14 protein-coding genes and 2 tRNA genes are annotated in these 17,125 nt (G+C 66.8%); 13 read left to right on the top strand and 3 right to left on the bottom strand.

Annotation, left to right across the window (positions count from 1 at the left end):
- Positions 1–973 (bottom strand): M48 family metallopeptidase (locus ON29_RS07465; RefSeq protein WP_040865445.1); only part of this gene is annotated, 973 nt, incomplete at its 3' end.
- Between the two features lie 176 nt (positions 974–1,149).
- On the opposite strand from ON29_RS07465, the gene ON29_RS07470 reads away from it, so the two are divergent.
- Positions 1,150–1,623: a ribose-5-phosphate isomerase gene (locus tag ON29_RS07470; RefSeq protein ID WP_040865433.1), complete on the top strand. Its 474-nt coding sequence runs from the start codon at positions 1,150–1,152 to the stop codon at positions 1,621–1,623.
- Positions 1,624–1,646: 23 nt separating this feature from the next.
- Positions 1,647–2,459, top strand: coding sequence for an Fpg/Nei family DNA glycosylase (locus ON29_RS07475; protein ID WP_040865434.1), 813 nt, complete (start codon positions 1,647–1,649; stop codon positions 2,457–2,459).
- A gap of 10 nt (positions 2,460–2,469) precedes the next feature.
- Here ON29_RS07475 and ON29_RS07480 read toward each other — a convergent pair whose 3' ends face one another.
- Positions 2,470–3,420 (bottom strand): GGDEF domain-containing protein, encoded by a 951-nt coding sequence (locus tag ON29_RS07480; protein ID WP_040865435.1) that lies wholly within the window; start codon positions 3,418–3,420, stop codon positions 2,470–2,472.
- 1,043 nt (positions 3,421–4,463) lie between these two features.
- On the opposite strand from ON29_RS07480, the gene ON29_RS07485 reads away from it, so the two are divergent.
- Both ON29_RS07485 and ON29_RS07490 read left to right on the top strand, forming a co-directional pair.
- Positions 4,464–4,537: transfer RNA gene (locus ON29_RS07485), tRNA-Gly, on the top strand.
- A gap of 47 nt (positions 4,538–4,584) precedes the next feature.
- Positions 4,585–4,661: transfer RNA gene (locus ON29_RS07490), tRNA-Pro, on the top strand.
- Between the two features lie 363 nt (positions 4,662–5,024).
- Here the strand turns inward: ON29_RS07490 and ON29_RS07495 are convergent.
- Entirely contained in the window at positions 5,025–5,747 is a 723-nt protein-coding gene (locus ON29_RS07495; RefSeq protein WP_051174966.1) for a MerR family transcriptional regulator, read from the bottom strand.
- A gap of 267 nt (positions 5,748–6,014) precedes the next feature.
- On the opposite strand from ON29_RS07495, the gene ON29_RS35655 reads away from it, so the two are divergent.
- The 9 genes from ON29_RS35655 to ON29_RS07545 all read left to right on the top strand — a co-directional run bounded on the left by ON29_RS35655 (position 6,015) and on the right by ON29_RS07545 (position 16,741).
- The gene (locus ON29_RS35655; RefSeq protein ID WP_157107009.1) at positions 6,015–6,467 is read left to right on the top strand and encodes a hypothetical protein; all 453 of its coding nucleotides are present in this window, start codon (positions 6,015–6,017) and stop codon (positions 6,465–6,467) included.
- 50 nt (positions 6,468–6,517) lie between these two features.
- Entirely contained in the window at positions 6,518–7,411 is an 894-nt protein-coding gene (locus ON29_RS07510) for an ROK family protein (protein WP_040865438.1), read from the top strand.
- A 380-nt stretch (positions 7,412–7,791) separates the two neighbouring features.
- Complete coding sequence (locus ON29_RS07515; protein ID WP_040865439.1) at positions 7,792–8,916, top strand: GAF domain-containing protein; 1,125 nt, start codon at positions 7,792–7,794, stop codon at positions 8,914–8,916.
- Between the two features lie 67 nt (positions 8,917–8,983).
- Complete coding sequence (locus tag ON29_RS07520) at positions 8,984–9,988, top strand: conjugal transfer protein (protein ID WP_245548853.1); 1,005 nt, start codon at positions 8,984–8,986, stop codon at positions 9,986–9,988.
- Positions 9,989–10,004: 16 nt separating this feature from the next.
- On the top strand, positions 10,005–10,265 hold the full coding sequence (locus ON29_RS07525; protein WP_040865441.1) for a hypothetical protein: 261 nt from the start codon (positions 10,005–10,007) through the stop codon (positions 10,263–10,265).
- Positions 10,262–10,801 carry a hypothetical protein gene (locus ON29_RS07530; RefSeq protein ID WP_245548854.1) on the top strand — a complete coding sequence of 180 codons (540 nt, stop codon included), beginning with the start codon at positions 10,262–10,264 and terminating at the stop codon, positions 10,799–10,801. Before ON29_RS07525 ends, ON29_RS07530 begins: the two co-directional genes overlap by 4 nt.
- Complete coding sequence (locus ON29_RS07535) at positions 10,801–13,326, top strand: ATP-binding protein (RefSeq protein WP_040865442.1); 2,526 nt, start codon at positions 10,801–10,803, stop codon at positions 13,324–13,326. The genes ON29_RS07530 and ON29_RS07535 overlap by 1 nt, the downstream gene beginning before the upstream one ends.
- Positions 13,326–15,785, top strand: a complete 2,460-nt coding sequence (locus ON29_RS07540) for a hypothetical protein (protein ID WP_157172684.1) — start codon at positions 13,326–13,328, stop codon at positions 15,783–15,785. Before ON29_RS07535 ends, ON29_RS07540 begins: the two co-directional genes overlap by 1 nt.
- An 83-nt stretch (positions 15,786–15,868) precedes the next feature.
- Positions 15,869–16,741: an NlpC/P60 family protein gene (locus ON29_RS07545; RefSeq protein ID WP_040865444.1), complete on the top strand. Its 873-nt coding sequence runs from the start codon at positions 15,869–15,871 to the stop codon at positions 16,739–16,741.
- Positions 16,742–17,125 lie beyond the last annotated feature (384 nt).

The following is a 17,125-nucleotide window of genomic DNA, read 5'->3' on the forward strand; positions in this document are numbered from 1 at the left end:
CCCACATCCGCCAGGTGAGCACCGGATGGCTGGACAGGGCGTTCACCATCCAGACGAAGAATCCCTTCTCGACGACCGCCCGGTCGGCCATCTCGTCGAAGCCGACCAGCCTGTTCATGTACTTGCCCGCGGCCAGGGTGCCCATGGCGGCGGACGCCCCGGTGTGCCGATTGCAGAAACCGTGGTTGTCGGCGGTGTACTCCTGCGCGCGGATCAGGCTGCTGCCGATGATCGGCAGGAACGGCACGAGGAACATGCCCAGCTGCCGCCAATACGACGTGTGTCCCGCCGCGATGTGCCCGACCTCGTGCCCGATGATGAACGCCAGTGCGTCCGGTTCGCGCGCGGCGCCGCCGATCTCGAACAAGTCGCTGTAGACCACCACGTAGCGCCGGAAGCCGTGTCCGCTGGCGAACGCGTTGATCTGGCCGTTGCCGAGCACCACGTACGCGTCCGGCACCTTGGCCATGCCGAAGCGGGCGGCGGCGTCCACCACCATCTGATAGCCCTCGGGGAACTGGGTCGGCGACATCCGCACGCCGTTGACCCGCTGGCCCGCGTAGTTGATGCCGCGGCCGAACCACAGCAGCAGCGGCGCGGCCGCGAACGCCAGGACGTACTGGTCGAAGTTCCCGGTGGCGAGCAGCACCAGCGCGATCAGGTACGCGAACACGGTCAGCACCACCACGACGACGAGCATCGGGATCTCCCAGCTGTGCCGGGCGGGCATGCCGAAGGGCGACAGGCCGCGAGGCTGCCGCTGCGGCGGCGCGGGGGGCGGCATCGGAGCGCCGGGGTAGGACCCGTACGGCGCGGGGTACGCGGGGGGAGCGGCCGGGTAGGAGCCCGAGGTATACGGCCGTCCGTACGGTGCGGCAGGCGTGTCCTGAGCCGAGACCCACCCGCCCTGCTGGGCATACGGGTCGGCCTGTCGGCCCGCCTGGTCGGGCGGCTGGGGTTCGAACGGCTGCATGGGATGAACTCTATTCAGTTGCCGGGAACGGGGCTGGCGCGTCGGTCGTGTCACCGGGCCCTGTGGCCGCCAACACAACTGGCGTATCACTCGATTCGCGCAGGCCCGTCCCGGTGTTAATCGCGGGGGATGCCCTCTTGCCGCCCGCGCGGCGGCCGCCTGACAGAATGCCTGCCATGCGCGTTTACCTGGGTGCCGATCATGCCGGTTTCGAACTGAAGAATCTTGTCAAGGCCCATCTGGAGCAGGCGGGTCACGAGGTCGTCGACTGCGGTGCGCTCGAGTACGACGCGCTCGACGACTACCCCGCCTTCTGCATCGAGGCGGCCCGCCGGACGGTGGCCGATCCGGGCAGCCTCGGCCTGGTGTTCGGCGGCAGCGGCAACGGCGAGCAGATCGCCGCGAACAAGGTGCGCGGCGCCCGCTGCGCGCTGGCCTGGAGCGTGGAGACCGCGAAGCTGGCCCGCGAGCACAACAACGCGCAACTGATCGGTATCGGCGGCCGCATGCACTCGACCGAGGAAGCGCTGGCCATGGTGGACGCGTTCCTGTCCACCCCGTGGTCGGGCGAGGAGCGCCATCAGCGGCGCATCGACATCCTGGCCGAGTACGAGAAGACCGGCGTCGCCCCCGCGGTCCCGGCGTACTGAGCGCACCGAGGTCGTAACGGGCTGTGCCGGAAGGACATACGCTGCACCGCCTCGCGCGGCTGCATCAGCGGCGGCTCGCGGGCGGTGTGGTGCGGGTATCGAGCCCGCAGGGCAAGTTCGCCGCGGGCGCGGCCCGGGTGGACGGGCAGGTGCTGACGAAATCCGAGGCGTGGGGCAAACATCTGCTGCACCACTACGACTCGGGCCTGGTCGTGCATGTGCATCTCGGCTTGTACGGCACCTTCACCGAATCCGCGCTGCCGATGGGGGAGCCGGTCGGCCAGGTCCGGATGCGCATGTTCGGGGGCCAGGACGGTCAGCCGGGCTTCGGCACCGACCTGCGCGGGCCCACCGCGTGCGAGATCCTGTTGCCACCGGAGGTGGCGGCGCTCACCGACCGGCTCGGCCCGGACCCGCTGCGGCGCGGCGCCGACCCCGACCGGGCATGGCGGCGCATCCAGCGTTCCCGCAGGCCGATCGGCGCGCTGCTGATGGACCAGCAGGTGGTCGCCGGGGTCGGTAACGTCTATCGCGCGGAACTGCTGTTCCGGCATCGGATCTCGCCGCACCGCCCCGGGACGGGGCTGTCCGCGGGCGAATGGGCGCGGATGTGGTCGGATCTCGTCGCGCTCATGCGGGTGGGGGTGCGCGTCGGGAAGATGGTCGTGGTGCGGCCAGAACACGATCACGGCGAGCCGTCGTACGCCAAGGATCGTCCGCGCACCTACGTCTATCGCCGCCAGGGCGCCCCGTGCCGGCTGTGCGGGACCCCGATCGCCCATCAGGTGATGGAGGCCAGGAATCTCTTCTGGTGTCCCACCTGCCAGCCCGGCTGACCCGGCCGGCTCAGCCTGCGACGGCGGTGTCGATATCCGGCTCGTCCGCGAGGGCGAAGCGGCGACCGCCTGCCGTCTTGGCGGAGTACATCGCGCGGTCGGCGCGGCGCAGCAGGTCGGTGAAATCGATCGGGCTGCCCGGCGGGCTGTAGGCGGTGCCGACGCTGGCGGATACGGGCACCGGCCCCGCCGACGACCAGACCGGGTCACGCAGGGCGGCCACGATCCGATGTGCGAGATCGCCGAGGTTGTTGTGGCGGGGGTTGGTCGCGAGCACGAACTCGTCGCCGCCGTACCGGCAGATCACCGTGTCCGGGGGGCAGGCTTCGCGCAGCCTGCCGGCCAGTTCGACGAGCACCTCGTCGCCGATCGCATGTCCGTATCCGTCGTTGATCTGCTTGAACCGGTCGAGGTCGATCAGCAGCAGTCCGACGCCGCGGGTGGGGTCGGTGGCCATCAGCCGCACCTTGTCCTGTAGCAGCGTCCGGTTGGCCAGGTCGGTGAGCGCGTCGTGGGTGGCCTCGTGGCGCAGTCGGTGCTGCAAGGCGGCGATCTCCTGCACCCGCAGCGACACCTTGGCCGACAGGTTCTGCTCCTGTTGGGCGAGGGCGCGCTCCTGCAGCGCCTGGGCGTAACTGTCGATGGCCTGGCTGGCGATGAACGGCCAGCGGGTGGCCACCAGGGAACCGGGCGCGCCGGAGGGGAAACCCAGCAGCCAGCGCGTGGCCTGCGCCAGCATCCGTATCCGGTCGAACGGTGCCTCGGCGAGCCGGGCGCCGAGCATCCGTGCTTCGGGCACCGGGAACGGCTCGGACCTGGCGAGCCTGAGCAAGCGCTCGACGATCTCGATCAGCACCGGTTCCAAGTGCTGTGGCGCCGCGCCCGAACCGGGCTCGGCGCAGACCGCACGGGCCCAGGCGCGGGCCATGGCGGCTACCGGGGGCTCGATGTCGGTCGACATCGGACTCACCCGGTGTGCGTGACGTCGGTACCCAGGTGCCCTGTAGTCACACAGGTGCCGGCGTCACCCTGATCGTTCCCACTGCTACGCGGTTGTGTCCACCTGGTTCGGCGCACGCTCACCGCCCCCTTTCCAGATACCCCCGTCCGGCAAAAAGGATCCTAGCAAGCCACTCGGCATCGAAAAGCGCTGATTTGCAACGTGTTCTCGATGCCTCGCGAACAGCGATCGGGTATGTGATCGTACCCGTCGCGTTGGTGTTACACCCGATTCTCGTTCGCTGCAAGATCGCGCCGCGACGCGCTGGCGACACGCTGCGGGAGGGGTGCGGGGAGTGGTGCGCGAGCAACGGCGACGGTCCGGTCCGGCCCGGCGCCGCCCGCCTCACGAGAGTCTGTTCTCGCACGCGGCGTCCTCGTCTTCCCTGTCGTGTTCCGAATGGTTGTGCCGAGTGTTCCGAGAGTAGTCGCTTACCGGCGGTGGGCCGGTCGATACGGTTCGGGTCGCCTACGCCGTCGCTTCGGGCCGCGACACCGGAGCCCGCCTCGGCCGGGGGCGCGATGCGCACCGGCGGGATGGCCGCTCGATGCGCCGACGCTCCCGGCGGACGGGTTGCTCTGCGATCGGCCGAGGGTTCGCGGGATGGACCTCGTCCGCGCGTGCGCCGTGTCGAGTCGCTCCCGGCCGCGCGGCCGTGGCTCGGCGACACACCGAGTGTGTCGGCCGTGACGGCGAGTCGTGCGGTCCTCATCGGAAATCCCTCGAGCGATGTTCTTGGGGTGACAAGTGTGTCATTCGAGTTTCGCCCACCGGAATCCGACACGCCAGAGTTTCAATGAAAAACAACCTTTAAATTTTCTTGAGCGCGTCACCGTGTGCCGGCGGCCCCGCCGTGCGACACTGGGCGCGGCAACCCTGGAGCGCTCCGCCGGGCAACCTGCGAGATCTCGCTGCGCGGGGGGCTGATTGGCGTTTCGGAAGCCGGGTTCGGTACAGTCGGATCGCACACGACATCGTGGCGATCCCATCGGTGTCGTATGCCTGCGGGTGTAGTTCAATGGTAGAACCTCAGCCTTCCAAGCTGATGGTGCGGGTTCGATTCCCGTCACCCGCTCCACGGAGCATTCATCCTCGTCGGCGGCCGCCCCGCCACCGCGAGGGCCACGGGGTGTAGCGCAGCTTGGTAGCGCATCCGCTTTGGGAGCGGAGGGTCGCAGGTTCAAATCCTGTCACCCCGACCATTGTTCGGGGGCGGGATTCGTCCTCGGGTCTCGGCGGTGGCGGCGGCTGCGCCGCGTCTCCTCGGATCGATACACCCACGGACCCCACGGGGTTTCGCACGTGTGGGAGAACTGCCGGGGTGGATGCACGGAGTCGGGGGAGGGACGCCGCCGGGCATCCCGTGGCAACTCTTCGGCACTGGTCCTACGTAGGTATGTTCAGCGATTCGCGGGGCGTGGTGTTCGTCGCGCCGGAACCGGGCTGCGGGTCATTCGCCCACGGCGACCGGCGCACGGTTCGAAAAGGCCCGAATGCGAATGTCTACGTAAGTATTCGACAGTGCCGGATGGAAATAGGAGAACGGTCGGTTCGCGACCGCGCCGTCACTGCTCGGCTTGCGCCTGTGGGCCGGAGGCCACGGTGGACGGCGGCAGCTCGGAGTGCCGGGCGAACGCCTGGTCGATCAACTCCGAGGTGGCGCGGGTGACGATCAAACGGGCGATCGCCAGGTCGGTCTCCAGCTTGGTGCGGTCCCGCGGGGTCCGCGCGGAGTCTTCGTAGGTCTGCCCGGCCAGGCGAAAGAACAACTCGGTGGCGAAGCGGTCGGCGATGCGATCGCAGTCGGCGCGCAGACGTTCGACCAACTGGAACGTGTCCTGCATCGGCAGCCCGGTGTCGGTGAGCCGGGTGGCCAGATCGCAGCACCGGGGATTCGTGACCCGGTAGGCCTCGAGCGGGTCCTCGCTGGAGGCCAGCGCCTGCTTGGCGTACTCCGGCAACTCGGCGTAGCTGTCCTGTGGCTCGGTGGTGGCTTCCGCGTCCGCTTCGGCCGCGTTCGCGTTCTTGACGCCGAGTACGTCGGCGAGTCCGTCGCCGCGGTCCCAGGCTTCCAGCAGCTCCCTGATCCCGTTCAGCTTCATGCCCCGCCCCAGCAGGCGGCTGATCGTTTGCAGGCGGTTGAGGTGGTCCGACCCGTAGTACCCGATCCGCCCGCGCACCTCCGGCGAGGGCAGGAGACCTCGCTCGTGGTACACGCGGACGCTGCGCACGGTGGTGTCGGCTGCCCGTGCCAGTTCGTCGATCGTGAATTCAGAGTCTGCAGCCATGTTTAAAAGGAAACCATAGTCGGGCCCCCGTGGAAAATGGTCCGTTTCATAACGTGCCGTTAAAGACGGTAGCTGTGTGTTGCTTCAAGGTCAACGAGCCGTTACATAGCGGTACAAGAGGTTGTGTGCTGGGCAACAGTGGGCTACCGTGCGTAGACCAGCTTATCGCGGCTGGGTTCCGGGGACTGTTGAGCAGCCCTGATGACCGTCCGATCCATGGGCCACGCACCTGCCAGAGGTGTGTGCTCGGCATCCCCGGAGATGGCTATGAGCATTACGCGAACCCTTCCGATGGACACGGGATCCATTGCATCAGCAAAGGTCTCGTCGATTCCGGCAAAGTCGAACCAGCGGCCCCCGTGCGCCGACGTCCCGGACAACTGGGACATGGACACCGGGAATCCGGATGCCTGGCGAGCAGCGGTGCGCACCTGTCAGAGTTGCCCCTTGCTCGCGCAGTGCCAGCAGTTGGCGCAGGCGCTCACCACCCGCGGAGACGGTCCCCGCGCGATGATCTGGGCGGGTGTCGCCTACGACAACTCGGGCAGCGTCATCGAGAACCTGGACCGGCACCGTGCCGCGCCGATCGACCACAAGCGCCCCATGCGGATCATCCGCACCGGACCGCGTCCGCTGCGCACCGTGTCCACGCTTCCCGCGCCTCGTCGGCACATCGTGCTCGGGCAGCCCCTCAAGCCGACCGGCACCGACGGCCTGTGACTATGCTGCGTGCAGCTTTTCGCGTCGAGTCGTTCGGTGGTGCGTAACTCATGACAGTCCTGGCATTGGAGATCGGGTCGTCGGGCTTCGCGGCGACCCGAGTCGCCGACGATGTCGACACCGACGACATTCGGAGAATCCCGATCCCGGTGACGGGCGCCTGGGACCGATGCCAGGAGCTGCTGCTCGAGGTCGCGGGCGGTGACCAGGTCACCGCCCTCGGCGTCGCTTCGGCGGGGCCGATCGATATGGCGGCCGGGGTGATCGCCCCCTCCGAGGTTCCGGAGTGGCGAGCGGGTTTCGAAATCGTCCGAGCTGCGCGGAAGCTGTTCCCGGAAGCGCAGGTCCCGCTCGCGCTGGACGGCGTATGCCTGGCGCTGGCGGAGCGAGGTTTCGGCGCGACGAGCGCAGTGATGGACAGCCTGGCGCTGAGTATCTCCGATCGCATCACCGGTGGGGTCGTGGTAGGCGGCTTCGTCTTGGTGGGGCGCACCGGTAATGCGGGGCATGTAGGTCATGTCCTGGTCCCCGGCTTCGATGATCGGTGCTCCTGCGGCGGCCGCGGGTGCCTGGAAGCGGTCGCCGGTGGCCTGGCCATGGTGCGCTGGGCCAGAGAGCAGGGCTGGGCGGGCACGTCGGTCCCGGAATTGCTGGAATCCGCCCGCGTCGGCGAGGACATTCCCGCCGCGGCGCTCGGCCGGGCCGGCACGGCGCTCGGACGGGCGATCGCCTCGGTGGCGGCACTGCTCGACATCGACCTCGTGGTGCTCGGTGGCCCGCTCTCCGAGGCAGGGCCGGCACTGTGGAAACCGCTCGGCGAGGCGGTGGCCACGCACGCTCGGCTGAGTTTCCTGCCGGGATTGCGCGTCATTCCTTCGCAGCTCGGTGAGATCGCGACGATCATGGGCGCGGGTGTGCTGGCTCTATCCGGAAGGAATGCCTGAGCTCTCGCGCCGCGGCGTAATGCGCTGGTCGGGAGCGAGTTCAAGCCCTCGTGCGAAGTTGCCAGGGGAATGCTGTCCGCGTCGGACGACGGCTTCCGTTGATCTTGTATGCCGGTTTGCGGCAGATGTGCCATTGCCCTGTGCGCCGGTCGAGGAGGACTTCTGGCGGAACTTAACGTGAACAAAATGAACACCCCTGCGCGTGTCTCGTGAGCGTGCCGCAGACTTCATGAGAACGGGCGGCCGTGGTCGCAGGTTGATTGAGCCGCTAAATAACGGTACATTGCCTGAGTCACAAGATGTCTCATCCGGGTTGAGGCGGACCCGGAGGAACGGCTGGTCGGGCAAGTGCGAAGCGAAGTGGCGCAGTGATTCCATGGGTGACTATCGAGACGTTGGCGCCGGACGGCATGTCCGTGGCGTCGGTGGGAGATGCACCGCGTGAGTTCGCGAGCTGGCAGCGGGTGGTGCAGCGGACGCTGTCGAAAATGCCCGCGCTGTACGACAAGCTCACGACCGCGGCATTGACCGAGGCCATCCATACCGCGCACGACCAAGCGCAGGACGTGGATCTGGCCATCCAGACGCGGGCGGGAAGGCATCAACTGCTCATCCGTCCGATCTTCGGCCCTGCGGGGGACGTGCACGCGGTGCGGCTGTGGCTGGGCCCCGCGTCCGAGCGGGTGCCCGCGTTGCGCCCCGCGGTGGGCGCCATCTGGGACCTGAGCAGTCAGACCATCCAGCAGCCGAGCGGCATCACACGGCTGTCCGGCAGCACCGCGGAACAATACGTCCCGCGCATGTCGATCGCCGAACTGTTCCACCGGGTGTCGAGCTTCGATCGGCACGCGGAGATGCTCGATCTGCTCTACGACCCCAAGCCCGGTGAGCGGATGCAGTTCGACACCACGGTGATGCACGGATTCGGTCGCCCGGCCCAGTGGCGGATCACCGTTCGTGCCCGCGACGACGAGCGCACGCGCGGTGCCTGGTGGTTGATCGAGGACGTGACCTCGGAGAACGCGCCGTCGGCGTGGCCGACTCTGGAGCGCATCGGGTTGCGCGAGGCACACCGCCGGGCGGGTACGCATCTGGCCGTGGTGCAGCTCGAGCACACCAGCATTTCGCACTGGCTCACCGATCCCGCGCCATGGGTGCGGTGGGACTATCTCTTCCGGCCGGTGGACGTGTTCCATCCCGACGACCGTCCCCGGCTGGCGGAACTCGGCGACCGGCTGCGCTCCGGTGACAGCGCCGGCGTGACCCTGCGGGTGCTCAACTACGGCGGCGGTTACACCCCTACCTCGCTACTGCTCTACCCCTATCCCGGGTACTCGAGCAGGCAGCTGGCCATCGCGCAACTGGTTCGCGTCGCCGACGATGTTCCGTTGCTGGAAACCCATCGCCAGGTGCTGGAACCCCGGCAGTGCGGCGCGCCGATCGGCTATGACGAACAATTGCGGCATTGGCTGGCGGGCAGGATGAAAAGCAGCCCCGCCTGCTGACGATTGATTCCCATGACTGGGAACTACCGGCCGGTTGAGAACGCCTGTGCTCTCTACCATTCCGGGAGTGAGGACAGTGGTTCGTGGACCGGCAGATTCGGGTGAGGCACTGCTTCGCCGGATGGCCGCCCGCCGCCGTCGTGACAACATTGTGGTCGGCGTACTGGCGGTACTCGCCGTGCTCGGCGGCGGCCACGCGATTCTCAGTGTCTTCGACTCCCCTCCGCCTCCGCCGTCGGACGCTTCGACGACGGCGATTATCGGGCGCGCGCAATTGGCAAGCTCTTTCGCCGAGCAGTTCGTCGTCACTTATCTGACCGCCGTTGCGGGGCAACAGGATCGGATCGGCGAATTCGTCGGTTCCAATCAGCAGATCACGTTACCTTCGTCCGCGCGCCAAGTGTCCGACCCGTCGGTCGCCTATGTGTCGCGTGTGGTCTCGACGGGGGCGGTCGACGTCTGGTCGGTGACCGTGTCGGTGCGAGTCGGCAAAGCCGGCGCCGCCACCGCGCCGGAACATCGGCAGTTCTACCGCGTCGCGGTGTCGGTGTCGGACGGACGGCTGCGCGCGTTGTCGATGCCCGCGGTGGTCGAACCGCCCGCGAAGGGCGTCGATCTCAAGCTGGCCTACGGCTCGCCCTGCGCACCGGACACGCCGCTCGGCCAGGTCGCCGCGGGTTTCCTCAACGCCATGCTGGCCGGAAACGGTGACGTGGCCCGCTACACCACTCCGGATGCCGGGCTGGCCGCGTTGAAGCCGCCTCCCTACACCGCCGTCGAGCTGACCTCGCTCACCACGGACGATTCGAGCTGCGGTTCCGGCGGTGCGAAGGCTCAGGTGCTGGCCACCGTCAACCCGAAAGCCGACACCGGCGCCGCCTCGACCTTGGCATACCCGCTCACCATGATCCGCAACGCGGGCCAGTGGCAGGTGGTGTCCATCGATCCGATTCCCGCTCTGTCGAGTCCGCTCGCGGTGGTCGTCGGTCAGGATTCACGCGGCGCAGCGCCGCCCACTTCGACCTCGTCTTCCTCGCCGACGGTGACGATTCCGCCGGCGACGCAGAACTGATCCGAGAGGCAGCCCGATGGGTAATCTGAGCAACATCCTCTATGGTGTCCTGATCTTTGTCCGGTGGGGCGGGATGATCATCATCGCCATCGTCACGATCGGCGTGGTGATCTCCGAGGCAGCCAAATCCAGGCTCTCGCCTGCGCGGATCATCGTCGTCTTCGGATCGGGGCTGATGGCCGGGGTGGTGATCTGGATTCTGCCCACGACCATCAACTACGCGCGAACGGACGCCAACCTCATCGTCCCCGATCACCCCATCGGTGGCTATCGATGAGCCAAGTGATCAAGGTGTTCACGCCGGTCAAACGTGTCCCCACGATGATCGGCAAGGCGCAGAACGGGCAGAAGCTGCCGTTCGGCCCCTACACCCTGCCCCAGGTCGCCGCCGGTGTGGCGATGATGTCGGTGACGTCGGTGTGCGCCATGACGTTTCCGGTCAACCCGGCCGTCACCTTCATCGCCGGTCTGGCGATGACCATCTTGGCGGTTTTCGTACTGGGACTCGTGCCGTACACCGGCGTCCGGATGACATCACGGGCACTGTGGCTGGGCAGGCTCATCGTCTACCGCAAGCCGGTGTCCGCCTCGGGCATGCCGATCACCAATGACTCGGTGCGCCACACCCTGTTCATCGAGGAGACCGTGGTCCTCTTGCTGCCCGACCGCCCCGGTGCGGCGGTGGCCGCCAAGCCGAAGTCCGGTATCCGGATGCTCGAGGTGCTGAACGGGAGCGGCAAGGCCACCGACCTGTGGCGGCGACTGAACAGCAAGGACAACGGCAACGGTACTTCCACCGAAGGAAGCCCCTGATGGCACTCGGACGAGATCTACAGCCCACCGCGGCGATTCGCGGCAATCTCCAGTTCACCCATTCCGGTCTGGTCACCGCGACCTATTTCATCAATCCGCTCGGTTACGGCTTGCGCAAGGCCGGTGACAAGTACGACGTGAAGCTGGCGCATCACTCGCTGGTCACCAACTTGCCGAGCGGATCGTTGCTGTTGGGCATCCAGGCGCGGCTGAACACGATCGACGTGCTCACCAAGATGGTGGAGGGTGTCGACCTGGACGAGTGCGAGGACTACGCCGACGAGGTGGTCGCCTCCTACGAGCGCGTACACGCGATCATGCCGCAGACCCGCATCTTCCTGCTGTCCATCCCCGTCGGGGCCAGCAACTCCAGTATGTCCGCGTTGTCGCGCCTGTGGCGCGGTAGCACCACCACGATCGACGCGACGGCGATCGCACGCGCCGACCTGGACGCCTACGACGAGAAGGCGAACGAGATCCTGTCCAGAATCGGCGGGGACTTCGATCCGCAGCCGGTGCCCGCCGCCCTTTTCCAATGGTTGTGGGAGCACTACCTTTCGCGCGGCGCGGCCGGGGACCCGGTGGCGCCCACCCGCGCGGGCGCGCTGGACGACGCGACCGCGGCGGTCTTCCGCTCCGCCGCGCTCGACGAGGGGGCGCAGGCCGACAGCAACCGGCGTATCCGTCCGTCGTTCGTGCCCGTGATCAAGGTTGTGCAGCCGGATTTCGAATACCGTCCCTCCTACCAGGCCATGCTGACACCGCACTCATTCCCGTACGCGGGCATGACGTTTCCCGGAGGCAGCGAGTTCCTGAACGTGCTGGAGGGCCTCGGCGACGTCACCGTCGATTGGGGCATGCGGATCTCGACCAAGTCCGCCGAGCAGGTCCTCAAGAACAACGAGCTCAACTTGCGCAGGCTCGGCGAGCAGATGGACCAGCGGGACCAGGAAATCTCGTTCGCGCAGAACACGCTGGCGTCGAAAGCGCAGATGCTCGGTGAGTACAACCAGCACTTCGAAGTCAACGGCGGCGAATCCGAGGTCTCGTTCACCACCGTCATCGCGATCGGCGGGCCGTCACGGGACGCCACGATGGATGCGGTCAACACGCTCAAGCGCCGCTACAAGCGGTTCCAGGTCGATATGGTCGCGCCGGTCGGCGCGCAGGTCGATCTGTGGTCGATGCTGGTTCCCGGCAGCCAGCCACGCCGGGCCTTCGATGACTTCGCGCATATTCTTCCCTCGGACATGTGGGCCGGTTTCGTGCCGTTCACCACCAGTCAGATCGGTGACGACAGCGGGCCGGTGATCGGGGTCAACTTGCTTTCGGGGCATTTCGAGCCGATCCACTTCGGCATCATGGAGGCCGCGCTGCACGACCTGTCCGCCTCGTTCGCGGTGACCGGCGAACTCGGCTCGGGCAAGTCCTATTTCCTCAAGCTGATGGCCGTGCTCGTGCACGACATGGGCGGGCAGTTCCTCGCGATCGACCGCAGTCAGGTCGGCGAGTGGGAGCATTTCGCGCGGTCGATCGATGACGCGGTCATCATCGACTTGGCCAATCCCACGGTGTCGCTGGATCCGCTGCGGTTGTTCCCCCCGCGGATCGCGGGTGAACGTGCGCTCGACTCGATTCTGCCGTTACTGGATCTGTCGCCGACCTCCGGCACGGGTGCGGCGGTGAGCAACCTGCTGTCGCCCCGAGGCATGGCCGAGCACAAGATCAAGAGTCTGCTCGATCTGTACCACGTCGTGCGCCGGTTACGGGAGCATCCCGACCGCGGCGAGGAATACGCTGATCTCGCGGCGCGGCTCGGCACCGTGGTGGAGCGGGTGCCGGTGCTGTTCGACCCCAAGTTGCGACCGCTGCGCCTCGATGCCGCCGCGACCGTCGTGCGCAGCCACAACCTGCAGCTGCCGAGTGCCGAGGAACTCACCACGCCGCACCTGTACAACCGGTTGCCGCTGACGAAACGGCTCGGCACGGCGCTGTACGAACTGGTCGGCGTGGCGGCGCGTGAGGCGTTCCTCTCCGACAACGGCAGGTTCGGCCTCCTGGTCGGCGATGAGGCCCACCACTTCACGCAGACGCAGGTCGGCTCCGCGGTCACTTCCGATTTCAGCCGCGACGGCCGTAAGCACTTGGCCGCGATCGGGCTTGCCTCGCACGACCCGGCCACCGACTTCCAAGGCGCGGCGCACAACCTCATCCCGAATCGGTTCGTCTTCCGGCAGCGCGATGAGACGCTGGCCCGCAACAGTTTGGAGTGGCTGGGCGTCGATCTGGAGGAAGCGCCCTTCCTGTTGCAGATCCTTCGCGAAGAGACCTCGCCTCCGGTCGGACCCGGCCGTCAGATCCCCGAGGAACGCCGAGGCGAGATGTTCATGCGTGACGCGCTGAACCGCATCGGGCGCGGCAAGGTTCTGGGTCCCGCGCGTCCGGACCGCGCCGCGGCGATTACGAGCACTCCGACCAGTGGCGCCGGTGCGCGTTCGGCCCTACCGGAGCGATTGGCGCGCTGATGAGATCTATTTTCCGCCAGCGCATTCGCACCGATCAGCCTTCCTTCGGGATGCCATGGGAACCGCAGTTCTGGGACATCGATCGTGGGCGACCGCAGGTGTTGTTCCGGCGATTCCAGGCTTGGATCGCCGCGTCCCGCCGTCGCCGTCGGACCGCGTGGGTTCTCATCGCCCTCTTCGTGCTGTTCGTCTTCCCGGGTCTCGTCGGTGCGGTATCCATCGCGCAGACCGGCACAATTGCGCCGGGGGCGGCACCCAACAGTGCGACCAGCTGGATGAATGTCAAGGATTCCCAAGGAGTCAATGTCTCGAGCTATATGTTGGTGATCGATCACGGCGGAGTGTTCAACCTGGGGAATTTCGCGCTGTGGATGATCCTGACGCCAATGTTCGCGCTTTGGCTGGTCACGGTGACAACAGGGGTTTGGTTCCCTGGTCAAGCAATGGATTTCGGGTGGCTGAACCTGATCAGCGCGCCGTTACGAGCGATGGCCCAGAACCTGACTGTGCAGATCGCGACACCCCTGATGGCGGCGACGGCGCTGGCGATCGGCGCATTCTTCGTCGGCTATTTCATCGTTCGCGCCCTGTACGCCAAGGCCGCTACGCAGGTCGTCACGATGATTGTATTCGCGATCGCGGGCGTGTTCTTCTTGGCCAACCCGCTGGCCGAGGCGCTGTCCGACCACGGTTGGCTGGTGCAAGGACGTGACCTGGGACTCTCGGTGGCGGCCGGTCTGAATGGGCAGAACAACCCGAATCCGCGCCAGTTGGTGGCCACGGTGCAAGCGACCAACGCGGACAATTTCGTGCGGCTTCCGTTACAGGTGTGGAACTTCGGACACGTCGTGGACAGCAACCCGTCCTGTCGAGCGGCGTGGTCGGCCGGTATGACGGCCGGGAGCGAAGACCGGGTGAAGAACGGAATGAGGTCCTGCGGCGACGGTGCCGCGTATGCCGCGGTGGAGAATCCGGGTCCCGGTCAGATCGGAGCCGGACTACTGCTGCTGCTGTGCGCGGTCATTCTCTTGGCCTTCGCCGCGTACTTGTCCTTCAAGATCATGTGGGCCGTACTCGACGTCATCTACTATGGGTTCGCGTCGATCTTCGGGTTCGCCGCAGGCGGATACATCTACGGTCCGACGCAGACGTTCACCGTCCGATGCGTGGTCCACGGCTTCATTGCCGCCGGTAAGATGGCCTTCTTCGTCATTGCCCTCGGTATATACGAGCTGCTGCTGGGCAGCCTGTTTCGAGCAGCGAATGGCCAGATCATGGTGGTGTTCGTCATTGGAGCGTGCGTCGAGGTCGTCGCCATCGTCCAGGTACGGCGGCTGAGCAGAAATATCGACGAGGCCAATGACTGGGTGACCAACCGCATCGGGGCGGCGATACACAGCGGCGGTTCGGCGCAGGGTGCAGGCGGCGGGGCCGCATTGGGTATGGGATTGGGGATGGGCAACTCCGGCGCGGCCAACTCGTTGTCCCCGCTGGCAATGCTCGGCGCGGTCAGTACCATCAACAGCTCGCCGGTCACCGCATGGATGTTCGCGGGCCGTCTCAACCCGCTGAGTCCCTTCTCGCGGGTAGATCATATCGATAAGAAGAATAAGGCGAGGGGCCTGAGTTCGCGGGACCTCAGAAATGCCACGCACGGTTCCGCCTACGATCGGGTGTCCGCCACCGATTTCGCGCGGGCTGGAATAAGGAGGTCCGGCGCGCGCCGCAACAGTGAAAGAGCGGCCGCCTTCGCGGCAGAGAATGTCGCGCATGCGACAGGCATGATGGGCAGCGTTCAGTATGCCCTTCGGATGGCCGGTATCAGCTGGGGAAGAGGGCAACGGGCGACCATCGCGCGAGCGGATATCATCCGGCACGCGGACGACGAGCCGCTCGCATCGAAGCACCTCGGCCGTGTAGTCGCCGCGCACAAGCATTTCGAGCGGGACTTCCATACGAATCCGGGCATGATGATGGCCAGGTTCCACGGGTTGGAGGCCAGCGTCGATCGGTATCGAGGTGATTATCAGGGCGGTGTGCACATTTCGGAAGAGCTGGCCCAGCTCGGCAGAGATTACATCGACAATCCACACAAGCAGTGGATCGATGCACTGCAGGCCCATGCCGAGGGGCCGATCACGGGCGCTTCCGCCGCGCGGCTGCAGATCAACGGCCGGGACCTGAATCAAACCGAAGCGGACCGGTTGAGGAGCTGGATCTCCAACGAGCATGCGCTGCGGGTCCAGGCGGCCACCAACTGGGTAGCCGAAAACCCCAACGACTTCGAGCGGATCCGAGTACTCCGTTCCGAAATCGACAAAGCCGCCCAGACCGACCAATGGCAGGCGGGCCGAAATATCACCGGTGCTGTCTCGCTCCCACAGCCGAACCCCGCACAGCCGCTGCCCGCGATTCCGGGCAGGATCCTCAATCCCCTCAGAAACCCGCGCGGCCGCTGATCACCCCGCGATGAGAGCAAGACAGCGGGGCAGATATCACAGAAAGGCAGTCGATGATCGGTCGTCTCTTAACGTTCGTACTGATGCCGTTCTGGATATGGCTGGTGCTGGGGGGCGTCGGCGTCCTGTTCGTGATCCTGATGGGCCTGGTGCTGGTCATCGGCGGTGCGACGTCGGCGATCGCTTCCGACCTGCACTACCAGTGCGACAGTGCGGTGGGACCCGACCCCTCCCAGACCGTGACTGCGACCCGGGCGTCGACGGCGCCGCGGCCGACTGCGCACAGCACACCTGCGGCTGGGGTGACCACCGCTCCCACGACGAATCCGTATGCGCAACTGACCATCGCACCGGACGACACCGATGTGTCCGACTGGCAGCGCGCGTGTGCCACTGCGCTGAAGGACGCCCCCTACCAAGATCCGCCCCTGCTCTCGGGTAACTCGGGAATCGGCGCCGAATGCGCGCGTCGGCTCGCGCTCGCACAAGCCGGAGCCGGGTCGAACGGAGGTCAGGGCCGCGCCGGTGGCCCAGCGGATGCCGCGGAGTTCACCAGAGCAGTCATTTATCAGGCCTCCGCCGCACAGTCGAGCGGGCGGTGCGAAGTCACGGCGGCCCCGGTGGCGCTGCCGCCGTCAGTGGAGGTGGCGCAGCAACCGAGCGGTTCGGCTCGGCGGCCATGCGGGCAGTCCGACAGTTCGGGAGCCACGGTGGTTGTGCTGCCGAACACCGTCGCGGCGCAAGGAGCGTGCGGTCAACGGGTGGACCTGTCGGCTGTATCGGCGGGCGATCTGGTCTTTTGGAACTACCGAAAGAATGCGCCCACCGAAGTCGGAATAGCGATCAGCGGCACGATGCTCGTCACCCTCGGTTCGGTGAACGGTGGTTTCGTCGAGCAGGCCATACCCAGCACTGATGACGTGCGGGTGAAGCGGGTGCTCGGCAGCGGAATGTGATGGATACACGATGCCACCCACAGAAGTAGAGCCGCAGATAGAGGCGGGCGAGGAAGCCGAGGCGCCGCCGGGGCCGGTGACGCCGTGGTCGAACCGGCCCGATCAGCAGCGGCCGCGTCCGGGTGGCTCGGTGCCGGGGCAGCCCGGTCCATCGACAGGGCCGGGGCAGTCCAATGGGGCGGGCGAGCCGGGGCAACCCGGGGTGCCGAGCCAGGCTGGGTCGCCGGGTGTTTCGGGCCCGTCTGCGTCGGGTGTGCCGTCTGGGTCGGGTGTGCCGGGTCAGTCGGGGGCTGTGCCGGGTCAAGCGGGTGGTGTTCCGGGTCAGTCGGTTCCGGGTGAGGGTGTGCCGGGTGGTGTGGTGGCTCCGCGGGTGGAGCAGGTGCC

It is taken from the genome of Nocardia exalbida NBRC 100660 (assembly GCF_000308575.1).
In the GTDB taxonomy this organism is placed as follows: domain Bacteria; phylum Actinomycetota; class Actinomycetes; order Mycobacteriales; family Mycobacteriaceae; genus Nocardia; species Nocardia exalbida.